The sequence below is a fragment of the Halobellus rufus genome, from assembly GCF_000739575.1.
Lineage (GTDB): Archaea > Halobacteriota > Halobacteria > Halobacteriales > Haloferacaceae > Haloquadratum > Haloquadratum rufum.
In genome coordinates this window covers 14,874-31,606 of sequence record NZ_BBJO01000022.1, presented here as the reverse complement: position 1 = coordinate 31,606, position 16,733 = coordinate 14,874, and the positions used below count along the sequence as shown (strand labels likewise).

The following is a 16,733-nucleotide window of genomic DNA, read 5'->3' as shown; positions in this document are numbered from 1 at the left end:
CGCCAGACTGCCATATGCATTGAGACGACCGGTCTCAACTACTGCGGAGCTTGGGAAGTTGAGACTACAGTGGGTTTAGCGGGCCTGTGATGTATGGTTTTGGCCGAATCGATAAGTGGAGACTGGTTCAGAACCCTCTCTAAACGACCCTTCTTGTTGAAGTTCCTACCATATGGGCGATTTTTTGCAACTTTCGGTAGCGTTGCCACTCAGGCGACGCTCTATCACGGGTAGAGCACCGTGCTACCCGATTCCGGTCTCCTTCTTCAACAGCGTGAGCGTATTATCGGCCGTCACCATCGGTGCGTGTTCGTACTCACCGGTCAACTCGACTTGGACGAGTAGGTCGACCGCTCGCCAGATCGAGTACAACAAACAGGCGAACGCGAAGTAGAAGAACCGCAGTCCGAAATCCGTGGACGTCGTCGCGGCCATGAACCGCTTAATCGATCGATAGCCACTCTCGATCTCCCACCGATACCCATACTCGCTGAGAAATCCACCGCCACGGTTGGACATGAACACCGAGTACTGTCGGTGGTCGTCATGCTCAGAATCGTCTTTCCGGCGGTAGATCAGCGTCGTCTCGTGCCACTCGTTCTTCCCGAGATGGAGTTTGCGGTCGGTCTTGTACCGGTCTGCCCCCGCTGGAGCAATCGTTTTGCCTGGGCTTTCTCGCTGGTCTGCATCCGCTTCGGGACAACGTAGGAGAGCCCACGTTGGCTGATCATCTTCAAGATGTGCTGGCTATCGAATTCCCGGTCCATCAGGACGTTATCGACGTGAACGAGGTCCTCAGCGGATTTGAGCAAGTCTTCGACAATCTCCTTCCGTGACTCGCCTTTCCGTACGGGGCGAGCATCAAGCACGAGTGGAACAGCGTTTCCCACGAGCTGGACTGTCGCCCACTGGTAGGCGTATTCATCATTCTTCTCCTTCGTTCCGATTATCTCGTCCTCGTGGCCGGTACGGTCGCCGGAAAAGGGATCGTCCTCGGTGATGTCGATCGCGACGATTCCAGCTCGGAAGAACTCCTCCGTCTCCGCGAGTTCGTTGATGAGCTGTCGGAGTGTCTGTCGGTACATCTCGCGGATTTGCTTGATGGAGAGATCTCGAATCTGGTCGCGATGGCCGTGCCCGAGTGGCGTTCGATCACGCGTCGACTCGTGGATGAAACTGCGAGCGCCCTCGTTGGCGGCCAAGTTCTCACGGAGCCCCAGATAGGTCTGTAAGTCCCGGTAGGCGTTCTCAGGAATCTCACAGCCCTCGCCACGATCGAGCGAGAACGCGGGGAACACAACGCGACTGACGTGCTTGGTAATCGTCCCTGTCTTATCGAGGATGGCTTGGTCGTTTGGGTCCGATTCAGTAGCGTCGTCGCCTCGATCCGGGAGGTCTCGTTCTGGTTCGCGTGGCACGGCGACATCCGCGTTCTGCGCTTTGATGAGGATCGTGCGAGCCGCTTTCTGGATCGTTTCCCGAATATTTCCCGTGAAGCGCTCGTTCTAGGTGCGCCGCAGTGTCGATTGATTAGGGGCTGACTCCAATCCCAGGCGTTCACAAAGTTCGGGGTGGCTATCGAGGTACTCGACGAGAGATGTTTCGTGCTGCCATCCGTGGAGTTCTTTCAGCATGAACACGCGAAAGAGAATATCCATCTCGTAGCATGTCGAACTTCCATAGCAGTCGTGGGCCTCAAAACGGAAGTAGGCCAGAGGAATCGAGCAAACGAACTGTTCGAGTGAGTTATGATTTAGATGCGTAAACCAGACACCCGAGACGACTCGAACGTCCGATTCTAACCCACCGAGTGAGGAGCGATCGTACAGCGGTGTCGAGTCATATGCGGGCCACTCGACGTGCTGGCGTGCGATTCGTGGAAAGACGCTGCGCCGAGACTCGCGAGTCGCAACCACTACAAAAGAATAATCCGGAGACGCTCAAGAGTTCGTCCAACCGACCAGTATAGAGAGTTCTGTGACTCTGTTGAATCCCTCAATCGCGAACAAGACTGGTGCAGCTAATCGTTAGATGTAAACAAACTAATTTCCGCTTGATAGTTCTACATTAGTAGACTTGATATTAGATAAGGTTCCGTGCCGCCATTTCTGAAGGCGGTACGAGAATTTGGGCTGGTCTGGTTCGTGGTCCGCCTCAGTAACGCTCAGTCTGTAGGTGATAGCCTGTCTGCTCGCTTCTTGGTCATCAAGAACAACTTTTGTCCCGTCTTCTGAGAGACCGACAACTAATACGAGGCTGTGTGTATCAAAGTTTGTCTGCCTGTATTCTGCCGGATCTAACAGCATATCCCAGTTGAGGGCAGATACCTGGCCTTTACTATTGAGAATGTAGGCCCGCGCAAGCGGTTTTTCTGCTTGAATATCTGGTTGCTCAGGATAGAATACATTCTCCCTTCGGAACCCGATTCCTCTGTCAATCTTTGGCTGGACTCGAACTACGCTCGTACATCCTGAGAAGAGGAGGGCAGACGTTGACGCTCCAGCGAGTACGGCCCGACGAGAAGGCATCTTGTGAAAATTTACCAGCTCTTGATATAAGTATCTAATCTCTTCTCCCCTGTGGATTCTCCCTCACAAACACACATTTTGTCTCTGCCCTCAGAGGAAGATGCACCGTAAAATACCCTGAAGGTTGGAGACTCTATCTCGGTAGAAGCAGTCAACCGCGATCCAGCACTTGCAAGATTTGGACTCGTCATCACTTGGACCGGAACTATAACATACGAACTCAGCGTGCAAGTGGATTCGTCTGGATTAAATAGCTTCCTGCCACCATCCCTTCCCAACTGATAGATTCGTGTATCTACTCAATGGCCGTTGTGGATGTTTATATCGTGTAATTAAGATATGTATCAAAACTATTCTCCGCAGTTGTGCCCGGTTATGAACAGGACAGTGGCTTATATCCGTGGCAAACGTTTATGGTTTCTAGTTTCGTAACTCTATACAAGATGAGCTACGATACAGAACACGTGCGAAACGCGGGGGATACTCCGGGAACCATCACTGGAATTCCGACGTTCGCAGAATTACTTGAGAACCCGTCTCTCGCTGACCTCTATACGTCGATTAAACGGGCAGAGACTGCAACAGGTCCCGAACTCGTCGAAACAACGACCGTCTCCAAAAAGACGGTGTACGACTACTTGCATAAACTGGAGCAGGCGGGCCTGATCAACAAGGTTGGCGACGAAACCGGGACTGCCGTATACACTGCTCAGGAGTTCGAACTAACGTTGGCGGTTCGTGAGACGGAAGTCTCGATCACTCCCAAAATCATCGAGGTAATCGCCCAGAAAAACGAGTACGAAGCGATCGAACGAGTCCTTGAAGACTACGGCATCGTCACGTTCGCGCTCGCATACGATCTCGTGAAAGCACACAGTGAGGGCGATGTTACGATCCGGCAAATTGCGAGCCTCACAGATCTCTCTCCTGGAACTACGTATGACCTCGTCGAAGCGCTTTACTCGGTTCTCGACCTCGGTGACGGCGATTCGACTCCGACGACGTACACACCGGATGAGTTCGATGCGGACGAGGACGATCTCCTCGAGGAATACGCCGATAAGTGAACTGAGCGAGGATGTATACGGCGAACATTGCGGACACGGTGATGTTTCGGAATTTGGGGAAGCACCCCAGTCCAGACGTACAGAATCTCAAGTCAGCCGTATATGAGGCTGGAACTGAAGTTTGGGTGCCAGCAGCGGTCTACCACGAGTTGGCGGATACTGGGAGTGCCGACTCACCGACGAATCCGTACCTCGATACGGCTATCGAGGAAGGATGGCTTCGGGTAGCCCCACCGCTCCCGGGTGATCGTACAGAGGGATTTGAGAGTAGTGCTGGACCGGTTGAGAAAGCACGGTTCGTTGCGGATTGGTTTCTCAACCAGCAGAGCAAGTATCCGGAGACGAACAACTGGCAGGATGCGGCGGTGGTCGCGTTGGCAGTTCGATTGTTCGACGCAAATGCTCGGATCCGTGTAATCACTCACACAGCGGACGAAAATCTGGCAAAGGCGTGCGCTCGTATCCCTCCCGAATTCGGATACTACGACATCAAGTCCCGATACTACAACCCACCCCAAACAGCGAAGGTTGAGTTTCCAACCGTTGGCCAGCTTACGTGGAGTGAGTAGCGAACATTTCGGCGGTTGGACCAGTATCAGCACGTTTACGACTTTACTATCAACGTCAGCGCGATGTACTGGTCGCCTTGGAATGGGTAGCCCTCCCGGCTTGTCTGTGGTTAGAAGTGCTCTGTTGAATCCGCAGAAGGCGACAGGATAGCGTCGCTCTGAAGACAGTAGCGAAGCGGAAGAGTCGAATGTGCCTAACCTCCTCTTCCGCTTCGTTAAGCAAGCCGCGTCGCTGGCTCAAAAGCGCTGTGCCGCCAGTCCAACGGCGGTGAGTGATCCGACTGGCCACGGATTTCCCGGTTGGAAGCATGTCACGCTTCACTTTTTGCGGATTCACATGGATGCGACGTACCGCGAGATCGTCGATTGGGCGAGTGAGATGGATCGGGTTCGTGGGCTGTTACAGCTCGCTCGAACGGCATTTCCCGCACCCTCAACGCTGTACCGGTCGTTTGAGAGGGTGCCCATGTCTGTGTGGCGCGGCTTCCTTCGTGAGTCAGCGACCATCTGCGATCCGGGATCGCACGGTGCCATCGATGCCACATTCTTCGACCGCGAAACGGCATCGAGACACTACCAACACCGCTCGGATCGCCACATACGCACGCTCAAAACGACGGCGCTCGTCGATACAAACTCGTGTGCCATCCTCGATCTTCACTGCTCGGCACACTGGCCTCACGACACCCAAACTGGCCGTCGAGTTGCCCTTCGTAACACCGAGAAAATCGAAAGTCTCGCCGGCGACAAAGGCTATGACGACCAATCTCTCCGGGACGCCCTCCGGTCAGAGGGCGTCCGGCCACTGCTGCGTCACCGGCTGTTCGCTGCGTACGATCACGCCCACAACGCACGGTTGGACAGCGGGCTATACGGCCAGCGTTGGATGGCCGAAACCGCCTTTTCAGCCATCAAGCGTCGGTTTGGCCCCGCTGTCCATCCTCGCGCGTGGTACCGCGAGTTCCGCGAGCTCGTGTTGACCGCCACAGTCTACAACCTCGAACAGGCTCTCAAACAATGATCCCCACGCCGTCATCGGATTCAACAAAGCAGTTAGAAGTAAAATCGACGAAAATGTCGAAGATCACCTTGTCCATAGCCACAAACCAGTCCGAGAACTGTATGCATTGAGAAGGCTGGTCTCATCTTCCACGGAGCTAGCAGTCGATCGCATGATCAGCGAGACGCTTCTAACAAATGTCTCGTTCGCGCTCACAGCGGGTGTAGCAACGTTCTTTCCACCTTGTGCCTACCCCTCTGCTACCGGGCTACGTTGGCTTCTACGTAAACTCTACTGACACCGAAAGCGCTTCTGTCGCAGGCGCCGGGGTTCTAGGTGTGGCAGCCGCTTTGGGCGTACTTGCGACGTTTGCGTTGCTAGGCGGGGCAACGGCGTGGGTCGGCCACGAGGCACTGTCAAATATCACCATTTTCGAGACGCTGGTCGGTGGATTGCTCATCATCTTCGGATTACTTGTTGCATTCGACCGCGCTCCGTCACTGCCGTTATCACTTCCAAAGCGCCGATCAAGCTTCTCGGCTTCGGCCTTTTTGGCGCGGGATACGCATTAGCTGGTGCCGGATGCGTCGCCCCAGTCTTCCTCGCAGTTGTAGCCCGGGCTATCACCTTCTCGACCCGAAGCAGCGATGCTCGTATTAGGAGTCTATGCCGGTGTTGTTGCTGTACTAATGGCTGCAACAACCGTCGCAACCGGAGTCGGTATCATCAGTAACGCAAATCGCGTAATGGCTCGTGCCAGATGGCTCGAGCGGCTCGCTGACGTTGTGATGATCGTCGCTGGGATCGGTCAACTCTATCGATCAGTTATCGTATACTGATACGGCGATTAAGGTGTACAAAAAATATGATTCCAATAATACAATACTGTTGTGGTGAATGCTCCAAAGTGGGAACCGTTGGGCTACTCATAAGCTATTCTGCCGTAGCGTAAGGTGAATGGGTCCAATCACACTACTGGGTGCCGTCGATCCAGTATGGGTGGCGTTCCTCTCTCCGGAACTCGCGAGCCGGATGCAGTTCGGGTGGACAATCTCCGTTCACATCATCTTCGCGTCCCTTTCGATCGGGCTCGCACCGTTTATTATCTACTTTACTTGGAAAGACGTGCGGACGAACGAGCAGCAGTATGTGCGATTGCGCTCGTTCTGGGTGAGGGTGTTCGCCGCCGGCTTCGTGATGGGTACTGTCACTGGAATCCCGATGAGCTTCCAGTTCGGCACGAACTTCCCACAGTTCTCCGAGGTGGCCGGTGAACTGATCGGCGGCCCGTTAGCCTTCGAAGCGAAGATGGCATTCTTCCTCGAGGCCGTCTTCCTCGGTGTGTTGCTGTACGGCCGCGACCGCGTCGGAGACCGAATATACGTAATCTCGTCGGTACTCGTCGGCTTCGGTGCCTGGCTGTCGGGGTTCTGGATCCTGATCGTTAACGCTTGGATGCAGACCCCACGGGGCTACGAGATGGTCACCCGCAACGGGATGGATGTCGCCAAACTAACTGATCCGTTCGCCGCGTTCCTCACTCCGCGAATGCCCTGGATGTACGTCCATATGATGAACGCGTCGGTGATCGCGGTCGCACTGCTGGTCGCGGGCGTCTCGGCGTACATCGTCTGGAAAAAGCCCGACACTGAAGCCTGGAACACCGCACTCAAGCTGGCTGTCGTACTCCTAATCATCTCCGCACCGTTCCAAGCGGTCCACGGCGACGCCTATGGCCGCCACGTTGAGGACACCCAGCCACAGAAGTTTGCCGCGATGGAGGCTCACTACGAGACGGGGCAGGCTGACCTACACCTGCTCGCGTTTCCGAAGTCACCTGTGGCACTCACCGACCCGCGAGCCGAGAACCTCGTCACCGTGAGCCTTCCCGCAGTCGGGTCGTTCCTCGCCAGTGGCGGGGACTTCGACGCCGAGGTCATCGGACTGAACGAGTACGAGGAGAACCCCCCGGTAGCACTCGTGTTCTGGTCGTTCCGCTTCATGGTCGGGCTCGGATTCCTGTTCATCGGGTTGGCACTGTGGGGCGGTTACCTCACGTACCGCGGGCGGCTGTCCGACAGCACACGCTACCTGAAGGCGATGATCGCTGCATCGCCGTTCGGCTACGCTGCGTTGCTCACCGGCTGGTACGTTACGGAGATCGGCCGGCAGCCGTGGGTCATCCAAGGCGAGCTCAAGACGAGCGAGGCGGTGTCATCGACGCTCACCGGGGCCGAGGCGACACTGACCCTGGTTGCGTTCGTCGTGCTCTACGTTGGGCTGATACTGACTGCGCTGTACATCCTGAAGTGGCTGGTCCGGGAGGAACTCCGGTCACTCGGCCTCCGAGAGTCGAGTGGCGACCGCTGGCACGGCCCGATTCCGTGGGTGAGTAGCGATGACTGACCCGCTGTTGCCCGTCGATGCGTACCTCGTTGAGTCCCTGCCGGAGATCTGGTTCGGCGCCGTGCTGTTCTCGTTGGGGATGTACGTCGTCCTCGACGGGTTCGACTTCGGTATCGGGATGCTTTACGCGACCCGGACGGACGAACGCGAGCGGGAGACATTCCTAGCGGCGTTCGGACCGGTCTGGGACGCGAATGAAGTGTGGGTCGTCGCCTTCGGGACGATGCTGCTGGCGGCGTTCCCGCGCGTGTACTCGCGCCTGCTGGCGGACAACTATCTGCTCGCGCTTGGGTTCGTCGTCGCGTTGGTGTTCCGCGGCCTTGGTCCGGAACTCCGCGAGCAGCGCGACGACGAGCGCTGGAAGCGCTACACCGACTACGCGTTCATCGGCGGGAGCGTGTTTGCGCCGCTCCTGTTGGGGATGCTCGCGGGTCGCTGGCTGTTCGGCGGGGCGACGCTACCAGTGGCGTTGACTGGCGTCGGCCTGGTCGCCGTCTCGATAGTCACGGGGGCGGCGTTCCTCGCAGCCAAGACCGAGCCCGGTCTGGCATCGGAACTGCGACCGTACGGCATCGGTGCGACACTGGCGTACCTTGGCGGTGTGGTCGTGCTGCTGGGAACCGTCGTCCTGACCGATGCGGGCGGCGCTGCCGACGCGGTGCTCTCGCTGCCCGTCGCTGCAGTCGTCGCTCTCTCGGTTGCAGTTGGGCTGGGTGGGAGCGTACTGGCCAGACGCGGCCGGTACCGAGCCTGGCTCGCGAACGCGCTGGCGCTGCCCACACTGTTGACGATCTTGGTCGCAATTCTGCTGTACCCGACGATTTATCCGCCGACCGGGCTGTTGGTTAGAGAAGCGGTCGTGTCGCCACTAGCGCTGAACCTCGTGACCGTCCTCGGGTTTCCGGTCCTGCTGCTGGTACTGTGGTACTTCAAATTCCTCTACGGCGTGTTTAGCGGCCCAATTGAGGGTGAGGGCTACGGGGGGTAACCCCACCAACCTCTCGTTGTTCCATTCTCCGCTCAGTACTGGTGACTCTCCGATCAGGGATGTGTACGATATGATGGAATCACATCCTCGTGATAGTGTATCACCCTCGGTGTCACACATCACCAGTGCCGGCAACTGGAACGCGACGGAGCGTATCGGCTTCGGACTGCCGAGGACCGTATTGTGTCGCAGTTTGTCGAGCAGACACTCCAGCTGGGGCCATCGAAGGAAGATAGTTCCATATGCATTGAGAACGCCGGTCTCAGCTTCTGCGGAGCTAGAAGTTGCAGCAAGTCGGAGGATGGATATCGACAGACCATCAGATGCAGAATGCATTTTTGAGAGGTCAATTCAATTCAAACCTCGTCCTTCAGCTCCTACAGTGACGGTTTATCCGTTAATTGGGTACAATTGACACTCTCTGCCTACAAGCGATGTCCCGAGAGCGCCCCGGATTTATGTGGCTTCGGTATTCCACAGACCGTGTGACTCGCGACGACGAACCCGAACTCAACGAGGCCGTCAATACGAAAGGTACTTGAAGCGTCGTCGACGAGGGGTTCAACCGCCTCGTCAAGCAAGCGGCACGAAGGCAACACTTTCTGTCCATAGTTATTCCCAGCCAGTAGGCGAGTTATAGGGGGCACGGAATCCTACAGCCTCGATAGTACGGATTTTGCCTCTGCTGATCTTGAAAATATGCAGAGCCACCGTATCAAAGGGATCCCAGTCGCGTTCGACCGTCTCAACTTCGGGCACACCTTCGATGTCGAGGGTCGTTTCCTCCATTGGGTGCCGTAAGTGCGAGAGCCCACACACAAGGCCGGTCTCCACGTCGGCGATCTCGACTCGCCGGGGCTCAATCCGCGTGATATTGCTGAAGGTCCCGGCGTCGAGTTGTTCTGCAGCGTCGAGCGTCAAGAGGATATCACCAGGCTCCGGATTCGGCGGTGGTGTTTTACACGTGGTCTGGAACCCGTTTTCGATACGCACGCAGTTCGCGGCGAATGGAGCCAAGCAACCGTCATCTTCGGCCACGGCGTCGTAGTAGGTATCGGTGATCTTCAGCAGTTCCTCGCGGGTGTTGCGCTCGGCCTTTGGGACGGGTTGGCGAAAGACCTGACGCGGCGCATCTAGATTGTTGAGATTGTTGTAGCCGTCTCTACCTGGACTCAGATCCCGTGTGATCATATGCTCCATTTCGGTTATTGTGCCGTCTTTGACGTTTAGGCGCAGCCCTAGCAGTACTGGATCGCCGTCTTCTTTGAGGAGACCCAGATACCCGACTTGTCCAGCCACTGGATCTGGAACGTAAATCTCGAAGCTGGTCGGTTCTTCCGAGGCTGTTTGCCACAGTCCCTCACCTAGTGTCTTCGGTTCTATGTTCTCGACAAAGTCAGCATCCGGTGCAATTGGTGCTGCACCAGGATTGTGCGCCACCAGCGCGGTAATATAGTCGTCCACGATGGCTGTCAAGTCGTTGCGGGGGTCAATGGATTCCGACGAGTCGCCGCCGTCGGTATTGTTGATCATATATTCTACGCATAGCAGGGCCTATAATAAATGTGCACCCTCGGAAAGCACAGTGCCGATTTCTAATGTGTGGAGTCGAGTCATCTAAGAGACGAAAAATCCACTCTTCCAAACCAGACACACATCAATATTGATTTTCTCCCTTATTGCACCATTTCAAACACTATCTGATTCTGGGCACTGTCTAGTTAACAGCCTCCGCTGGTGTTCGGTTATCTAACGCTTGGTGCGGTCGTTGAAAGTTATAGTAGTACGCAAACTGTGCAAGTCACTGAGCGACGGCAGGCCGACTGCCGACCCACGAGTGATGAAAGCGGTCGATCCTCATTTTGAGGGTCTGAAACCACTTTTCAATGAGGTTTCGGTCTACATAGCCCAGATGACCGCTCAAGTTAACTCGAAAGAGGGCAGTCAAATACCCATAGCCATCAACCAGCAACTCAGCGTCTGAAAGATTGTGTTTCTCGGCGAGTTGCTGAAGAAACTCAGTCGCTGGGTCAGTACCTCGTCGTTCAAAGAGATCGACGCCAAGCAACAGCTTTGAGTCGAGGTCTATTGCAGCGTATACCCAAGACAATTCACCGTTGATGCGGACAGCGGTCTCGTCGACCGCGACCCGCGCCGACGGCGGGTCAGGAACGCTGTCAGCCAGCCGATGTACCCACTGCCAAACTGCTTGATGTGAGCGTTCAACGCCTAATTCAGCGAGAATCGTTATTGTCTCCCTGAGCGAACAACCGGTCGCGTGGAGGCGGACGGCGAACGCCCTGACGGGCGTCCCCAGAAATCAGAGATTTCTGGTGTGCGAACAAGACGCTTCGCGTCTCGTCAACGTCGCCGTCCGCTCACGCTCCCAACATTCATCTAATTCACCGTCTAAGTTCTCGTTGGGCAGGTCTGCGAGCATCTCTGGACAAGATCCTCAACGACCTGCTCATTCTTCAAACTCCGCTAACTAGACAGTGCCAACGCGGTGCAATGATCAATAAAGTGCTTAATACGGATTGAGCGGCTGTTGTTGCACCATCATTGCTTCATCCGCTATCGCCTCTTCGAGTTCTGAGCTCGCTTTCTCCAGCGCGCGTGGAATCTCTTGTTCCAACACGACACCGTCCATTCGATACCTCGGTCCGGCTACGTTTAATGCACCGAAGACGCCCCCGTTCGGATTACGAACCACCTTACCAACTGTCCGGAGCCCGCGTGTGTACTCTTCGTTGTCGATAGCGTACCCTTGCTCCCGGATCTGTTCCAGCTCATCGAGGAGCTGTGTCTTGCTCGTTAACGTATTCTCTGTTTTCGCGGGGAGTCCCCACTGGTCGATGACGCGTTTAACTCGACCTTCTGGATATTCCGCTAGGATAGCTTTGCCCGCTCCGAGCACGTGCATATGGTAGTAGTTCCCGACCTGCGTGTGGTAGTCGCCTGTCTCTTTGGTGTCGTCTTCTCCGTATTTTATCAACCGGTGGTACTTCCGGTACGTCCTGTCGATAGTGATCAGTCGACCACGGTCTACGGTGAAGAAATCTACTTCCTCTTCAGTCCGTTCGCTGAGATCTGCGACGGCGTCAGTGATCGCCGTTAACGGCCACTGGCTGCGAACGTACTCGCTGAGGTCTAATAGCTTTAGCCCTGGCTGAAACGCGTCACCATACCGACGCACGTACCCATATTTCTCCAGCGTCACTAAGTGCCGATGGACGGTACTAGTTGACATCTCCATCTCTTCGGCTAGTTCCTTTATTGTTGCTCCACCGCGCTCACGCATTATCTTGATAAGCCGAATGGATGTCTCGGTCGTTTTCACCACCTTTCGATCTTGCTTTGACGTCATATTTAATACCTCTCCTGATAAACAGTTAAAGATACCGCATATTCGGATTCTCTATTACTGATCAGTTTGATATTAAATTCTTCTGGGTCGGTTTCAAAAATAATCTCGACTAGGTGTGGAGGCAGCCACGGCTAGACCGTCGTAAAGTACAGCGATACTGCTTTTCGGGAAGGGGAGATCAGAGAGATTTGAAATATGTTTTGCGCTATTGAAGAAAGGGATAGCAACGAGAGCTGAAGGATTGAGGCGCTTTTTGAAAGTGGTTACCCGCGAATGATCGTGCGAGTCAGAATAACTTCGAATTCTTCCGTTGCAGTACTTCCAAGTCAAAAATGATTATTTATATCTCCCATATATTCGGCTCGGGAGTTGTAACCTCTTCACGGAAGTTCCTCCTCTGAATTTTGACCGATTTCCCGTAAAAGACAGTAAGTACGTGAATTGTTCACTAATAACTACTGAGGACAATCTGGTAGGGGATTACAATACTAGTATTGTAATAATAGAGCCGTTCGCTGCGTTATTGCAAAATAAATATTATGTAAATATCCCGGATACGTAGATACAATCAGATTACCGATATTACTCACTTGGAATGACTTAGAGTTGCCATATCTTCCACTGCTAATCAGTTGAGAAAGACCATTGGCCATAGATTTATTATATATGAATAGATAATGGAGATTATGGGGATTGCAACGATTGCACACGCCGAGTTGTACTGTCCAGACCTAGAAGCGTCGCTCGAACACTTCCGCGACACAATGGGTATGTACGTCCGCCATGAGGAGGACGATGCCTACTACCTGGCAGCCTTCGGTGACTGGCAGGATTACACGCTGATCATTCGGGAGGGCGACACGTGGGGCTGTAAGCATGTCGCGTGGATGCTCGAAGATGAAGATGACTTCGAGGAGTTCGAAGAGCGCATCCAAGAGTCGGGATACGACACCGAATGGGTCGATGCAGGTGAGGAGCCCGGACAAGGGCGTGCACTCAAGTTCGATTATCCGGGCGCCACGCCCGAATATATGGAACTCGTCTACGACGTTGACCGGGCGTTTGAAACCGTCGAGGATGAAAATAAAGCACGGCTAAAGAACCAGCCTGCAAGAAAGCCGGAACGTGGCGCCGGCTTCCGCCGTATCGACCACGTTAATTTCAACGTGAGCAACGTACCTGAATGCGTCGAGTGGTTCGAGGACGTCCTCGGGTTCGATCTCCGTGAGCAAGGGCTTGATCCCGACGGCAATCAGGTCGGTGCATGGATGAGCGTCAGTCCACTCGTCCACGAGGTCGCATTTATCACACCGCCGCCGGACGCGAACGTCGTCGATAAGATTGACCACGTCGCGTACTATATGGATGGCGGCTACCGTGGCGAACTCGAGCGAGCAGCAGATATGCTGCGAGAGCGAGACATCGAGTTCGTCGGTGGGCCCGCCCGCCACGGCATCAGTCAGGCACACTTCAACTACTACCTGGAACCGTCCGGAAACAAGGTCGAAATCTTCGCCGGCGGTTATCTAATCTTCGATCCTGAGTGGGAGACGGTCACTTGGACGCCCGAAGACGGATCCGACGGATTCGTCTGGTGGGGTGGAAAGGCCGGACAGCACGCCCGCCGCCAGTACGACTACGTCCCAACGGACGAGAAGGACTGGTCCGAAGAAGGGTGTGACCACCTCCGCGACCGCTACAAGGGAATGAACCCAGAGCCGGACGAAGAAATCGAAGCCGACGACTGACGGTTCAGAGAACTCAGCTTCGGACCTTTTGTTCATAGGATATGCGGCGGTGCTTTACTGAATAGTCGACGATATCGAAGCTTCAGCGAAGGTCAAGTTCGTCTAGGGTAGTCCGAAGCCTCTCTCGGGGAGCCCCATCAAGGGGTTGTACCGGTGCCCGGGGATAACCGACGTCCCGACCCTGTTCGTTGAGGATGGCTTTCATAGTCGCAACGTAGGGATACTCATCGAAGAAATCGAGGAGCGGCTGCCACGGTTTAAACTGCTCTCTGGCCTCTACGATGTCACCGTTCCGAAAGGCGGTGAACATCTCGACGGATGCCTCCGGATCTATCGTGGCGATCGGCCCCGACCAGCCGTGTGCACCGAACGCGAGCTTCTCGAACATATTCGGTGGGGCAGCGAATAGTGGCACGTCGTCCCCGACTCGGCAGTGCAGATTTCGGAACGACCGCATATCGCCCGTTCCCGATTTCACGTAGTCGATGCCCTCCAGTTCCAGAAGCCGCGATACGAGATCGGTACCCATATCGATGTTCGTCGTGCTCGGATTGTTGTACACCCAGATCGGAATGTCCGTTTTCTCGCTGAGAGAGCGATAATATTCGAAGACGGTCTCTTCGGTTGGAGGAAAGTACGACTGCGGCGTCACAAGAACGCTGTGTGCTCCGGCGCGCTGTGCGAACATAGTCACGTCTACGGACTCTCTCGTCGGAATCGCCGACGTACCCGGAACCACGGGAATATCGTCGGAAACCTCATCGACGACGACTTCGATGACGCGCTTGCGTTCGGCCAGCGTCAGGTACGCGAACTCGCCCACGCTCCCGAGCGGAATGACGCAACTAAATTCGGCGCGTTCCACCGTCGAAGAGACGTGATCTCTGAGCTGACGCTCGTCGAGTTCACCGTCCTCGTCGAACGTCGTAACCGGAAAGAACGCGACGCCTGTTGGGTCTGACATACAACCTACATCCAGTGTATTCAATCATCACTTTTGGGGTCGCCACGCTCTCACGTCAATTCCGTCGGTTACAGTGCAAAATCGCCGGTACATTTAAGTTTTATCTATCGTTACATATCGGTCGAAACAATGGCAACTGATGACACGCAAGAGTCCCCAGTAGAGGGACCCGATGGTCGAAGTGAACGGTTCCCCTTCGCGGACGAGGTTGACGTTCCGGAGGAACTTGACGGATGGGAGGAGATGTACACGGAATTTTTCCTCTACAACCAGAGTGAGGATCGCACTGATTACGAGCGAGATCAGTTCTGGTTTTACGACAAAAACCACTCGAACAGACCGCTGCGACCTTGGGAATTAACGACGCTCGTACGTGCGTGGCAGATCGGCATCGGCCAGAACCCGAGCCGGGTGTTCGCGATCCCGCCTGCGATGTCCGTAGAGATCCGGACGTTTGCCGGGTACCTCTACTGGACCGCGCACCCCGTCGAAGACCAAGACCTTCTCGAAGAACGCGGTGGAGTGTTCGCCGAACGCAGCGAGTACGTTTACGAAAACTATGACGGGTTGTTCGAGGCCAAGTGGAAGCCCGAAGTCAAACGTCTCGGTCGGGAGGTAATGGACCTCGAAGTACCGCAGGAGTTACCGAGATACGCCCCAGAGGAGACGATCATCGAGGCGAAGGGACAAAGCCAGGATACGCTGGCGATCGTCAACAACTACGATCGACTCACGGACTTGGCTCTGGAAGGCTACCAGCGGCACTTCGAATACCTCCATCTCGCGTATCTCGCGTACCTCACCTTCAGGGAGACCTGCGAAGAGTTCTTCCCGGGCATCTCCGAGGACGTCATCGGGAAGATGGTTTCGGGGATTCAACCGGACCTGTTCCGACCTGACCTCGAACTCACCGAACTGGCGGAACTCGCCGTCTCGCTCGGCGACGACGTGACAACGGTTCTGAAATCGGACGACGGTCCATCTGAGAAACTAGCACGTCTGGACGAGACGGAGGCCGGTCGTGAGTTCAAGGAAGCGTTCGACGAGGCGAAAGATCCCTGGTTCCACATCTCCTACGGTGACGGCAACCACAGCGTCGACAACTCGTGGATCGACGACCTCGAAGCGCCGTTCGATCACCTGCAGACGAAAATCGAACGCCTTGAAGCAGGTGAAGAGATCGGCCGCAACTTCGAGCAGGTCGAGTCCGAACGCAAGGAACTCGTCGACGAATATCGGAGTTATCTAGACTCGGACGAGGAACGTGAACGGTTCGACCAGGCCTACGCGACGTGCAAAGAGATCTACGAGTACACCGAGGACCACCAGTTCTGGATTGAGCACTGGCTGACTACGAAGATATTCGACAAGATGCGGGAGTTCGGACAGCTGCTGGTCAACGAGGATGTACTCGACGACCCGGACGACATCTTCCTGTTCACCGAACATCAAGTCAAGGAACTCCTCGAGGAACTCTGCAAGACGTGGGGTCTCGGACCAGACGGATACGTCCCCTCGCGCTGGAAGGCGAAAGCGCAGAAGCGACGGCAAATTATGGACGCTGCACGAGAGTGGAATCCGCCGCCGGCTATGGGAATCCCTCCGGAGGAAGTATCGGATCCTCTGGTCATTATGCTCTGGGGGATCACGACCGACAAGGTGGACAACTGGCTTGACCTCGAGGGTTCAGACGAGGAAGTGGACTCGCTCGAAGGATTTGCATCCTCGAAAGGGGCGGTCGAGGGCACCGCTCGTGTCCTCTCCACCACGGAGGAACTGGACGAAATCGAGGAGGATGACATCCTCGTCGCGCCCTACACGAATCCGGCGTGGGCCCCTGTCTTCCCACAGATCGCCGGCGCCGTCACCGACGACGGTGGCATCACGAGCCACGCCGCCATCGTTTGTCGAGAGTACGGAGTCCCTGCGGTGACGGGAACGGGACAGGCGACTCAGCAGATCGAAACCGGGGACTACATTCGCGTCGACGGCAACGAGGGGACGGTAGAGATCCTCGAACGGAACTGAAGCGGCCCTCTATCTTCCTCGTCGATCTCCTGTTCGGGGTAATCAGCGATAGTGTAGATGGCGAGGGT

Annotated in this window: 10 protein-coding genes and 4 pseudogenes; 8 read left to right on the top strand and 6 right to left on the bottom strand. The window is 55.5% G+C overall.

Features of this window, described 5'->3' with window-relative positions; all coding sequences use genetic code 11:
- Positions 1-243 precede the first annotated feature (243 nt).
- Positions 244-1,916 (bottom strand): annotated as a pseudogene (locus ACP99_RS20910) (transposase).
- Positions 1,917-2,042: 126 nt separating this feature from the next.
- The gene (locus ACP99_RS19965; protein ID WP_156105648.1) at positions 2,043-2,528 is read right to left on the bottom strand and encodes a hypothetical protein; all 486 of its coding nucleotides are present in this window, start codon (positions 2,526-2,528) and stop codon (positions 2,043-2,045) included.
- A 413-nt stretch (positions 2,529-2,941) separates the two neighbouring features.
- On the opposite strand from ACP99_RS19965, the gene ACP99_RS09815 reads away from it, so the two are divergent.
- The 6 genes and pseudogenes from ACP99_RS09815 to ACP99_RS21405 form a co-directional block, all read left to right on the top strand.
- Entirely contained in the window at positions 2,942-3,595 is a 654-nt protein-coding gene (locus ACP99_RS09815; protein WP_049986437.1) for a helix-turn-helix domain-containing protein, read from the top strand.
- Positions 3,596-4,354: 759 nt separating this feature from the next.
- Positions 4,355-5,185: an IS5 family transposase gene (locus ACP99_RS09805; RefSeq protein WP_049986435.1), complete on the top strand. Its 831-nt coding sequence runs from the start codon at positions 4,355-4,357 to the stop codon at positions 5,183-5,185.
- A 151-nt stretch (positions 5,186-5,336) separates the two neighbouring features.
- Positions 5,337-6,003: pseudogene (locus tag ACP99_RS21410) on the top strand (cytochrome c biogenesis CcdA family protein).
- A gap of 118 nt (positions 6,004-6,121) precedes the next feature.
- Positions 6,122-7,570 (top strand): cytochrome ubiquinol oxidase subunit I, encoded by a 1,449-nt coding sequence (locus tag ACP99_RS09800; RefSeq protein ID WP_049986434.1) that lies wholly within the window; start codon positions 6,122-6,124, stop codon positions 7,568-7,570.
- A complete protein-coding gene (locus tag ACP99_RS09795; protein ID WP_049986433.1) occupies positions 7,563-8,558 on the top strand; it encodes a cytochrome d ubiquinol oxidase subunit II in 996 nt (331 codons plus the stop codon). The genes ACP99_RS09800 and ACP99_RS09795 overlap by 8 nt, the downstream gene beginning before the upstream one ends.
- Before the next feature lie 31 nt (positions 8,559-8,589).
- Positions 8,590-8,768 (top strand): annotated as a pseudogene (locus ACP99_RS21405) (helix-turn-helix domain-containing protein); the annotation flags it as partial.
- Positions 8,769-9,170: 402 nt separating this feature from the next.
- Here ACP99_RS21405 and ACP99_RS09790 read toward each other — a convergent pair.
- The 3 genes and pseudogenes from ACP99_RS09790 to ACP99_RS09780 all read right to left on the bottom strand — a co-directional run bounded on the left by ACP99_RS09790 (position 9,171) and on the right by ACP99_RS09780 (position 11,925).
- Positions 9,171-10,091: a hypothetical protein gene (locus ACP99_RS09790; protein WP_049986432.1), complete on the bottom strand. Its 921-nt coding sequence runs from the start codon at positions 10,089-10,091 to the stop codon at positions 9,171-9,173.
- Between the two features lie 184 nt (positions 10,092-10,275).
- A pseudogene (locus ACP99_RS19185) lies at positions 10,276-10,998 on the bottom strand (IS6 family transposase).
- An 87-nt stretch (positions 10,999-11,085) separates the two neighbouring features.
- The gene (locus ACP99_RS09780; protein WP_081927393.1) at positions 11,086-11,925 is read right to left on the bottom strand and encodes an IclR family transcriptional regulator; all 840 of its coding nucleotides are present in this window, start codon (positions 11,923-11,925) and stop codon (positions 11,086-11,088) included.
- Between the two features lie 686 nt (positions 11,926-12,611).
- On the opposite strand from ACP99_RS09780, the gene ACP99_RS09775 reads away from it, so the two are divergent.
- The gene (locus tag ACP99_RS09775) at positions 12,612-13,673 is read left to right on the top strand and encodes a VOC family protein (protein ID WP_197052425.1); all 1,062 of its coding nucleotides are present in this window, start codon (positions 12,612-12,614) and stop codon (positions 13,671-13,673) included.
- 82 nt (positions 13,674-13,755) lie between these two features.
- Here the strand turns inward: ACP99_RS09775 and ACP99_RS09770 are convergent, their stop codons facing one another.
- The gene (locus ACP99_RS09770; protein ID WP_156105647.1) at positions 13,756-14,661 is read right to left on the bottom strand and encodes a dihydrodipicolinate synthase family protein; all 906 of its coding nucleotides are present in this window, start codon (positions 14,659-14,661) and stop codon (positions 13,756-13,758) included.
- Between the two features lie 105 nt (positions 14,662-14,766).
- Between ACP99_RS09770 and ACP99_RS09765 the strand changes: the two genes are divergently transcribed.
- Positions 14,767-16,665 (top strand): PEP-utilizing enzyme, encoded by a 1,899-nt coding sequence (locus tag ACP99_RS09765; protein WP_081927389.1) that lies wholly within the window; start codon positions 14,767-14,769, stop codon positions 16,663-16,665.
- Positions 16,666-16,733 lie beyond the last annotated feature (68 nt).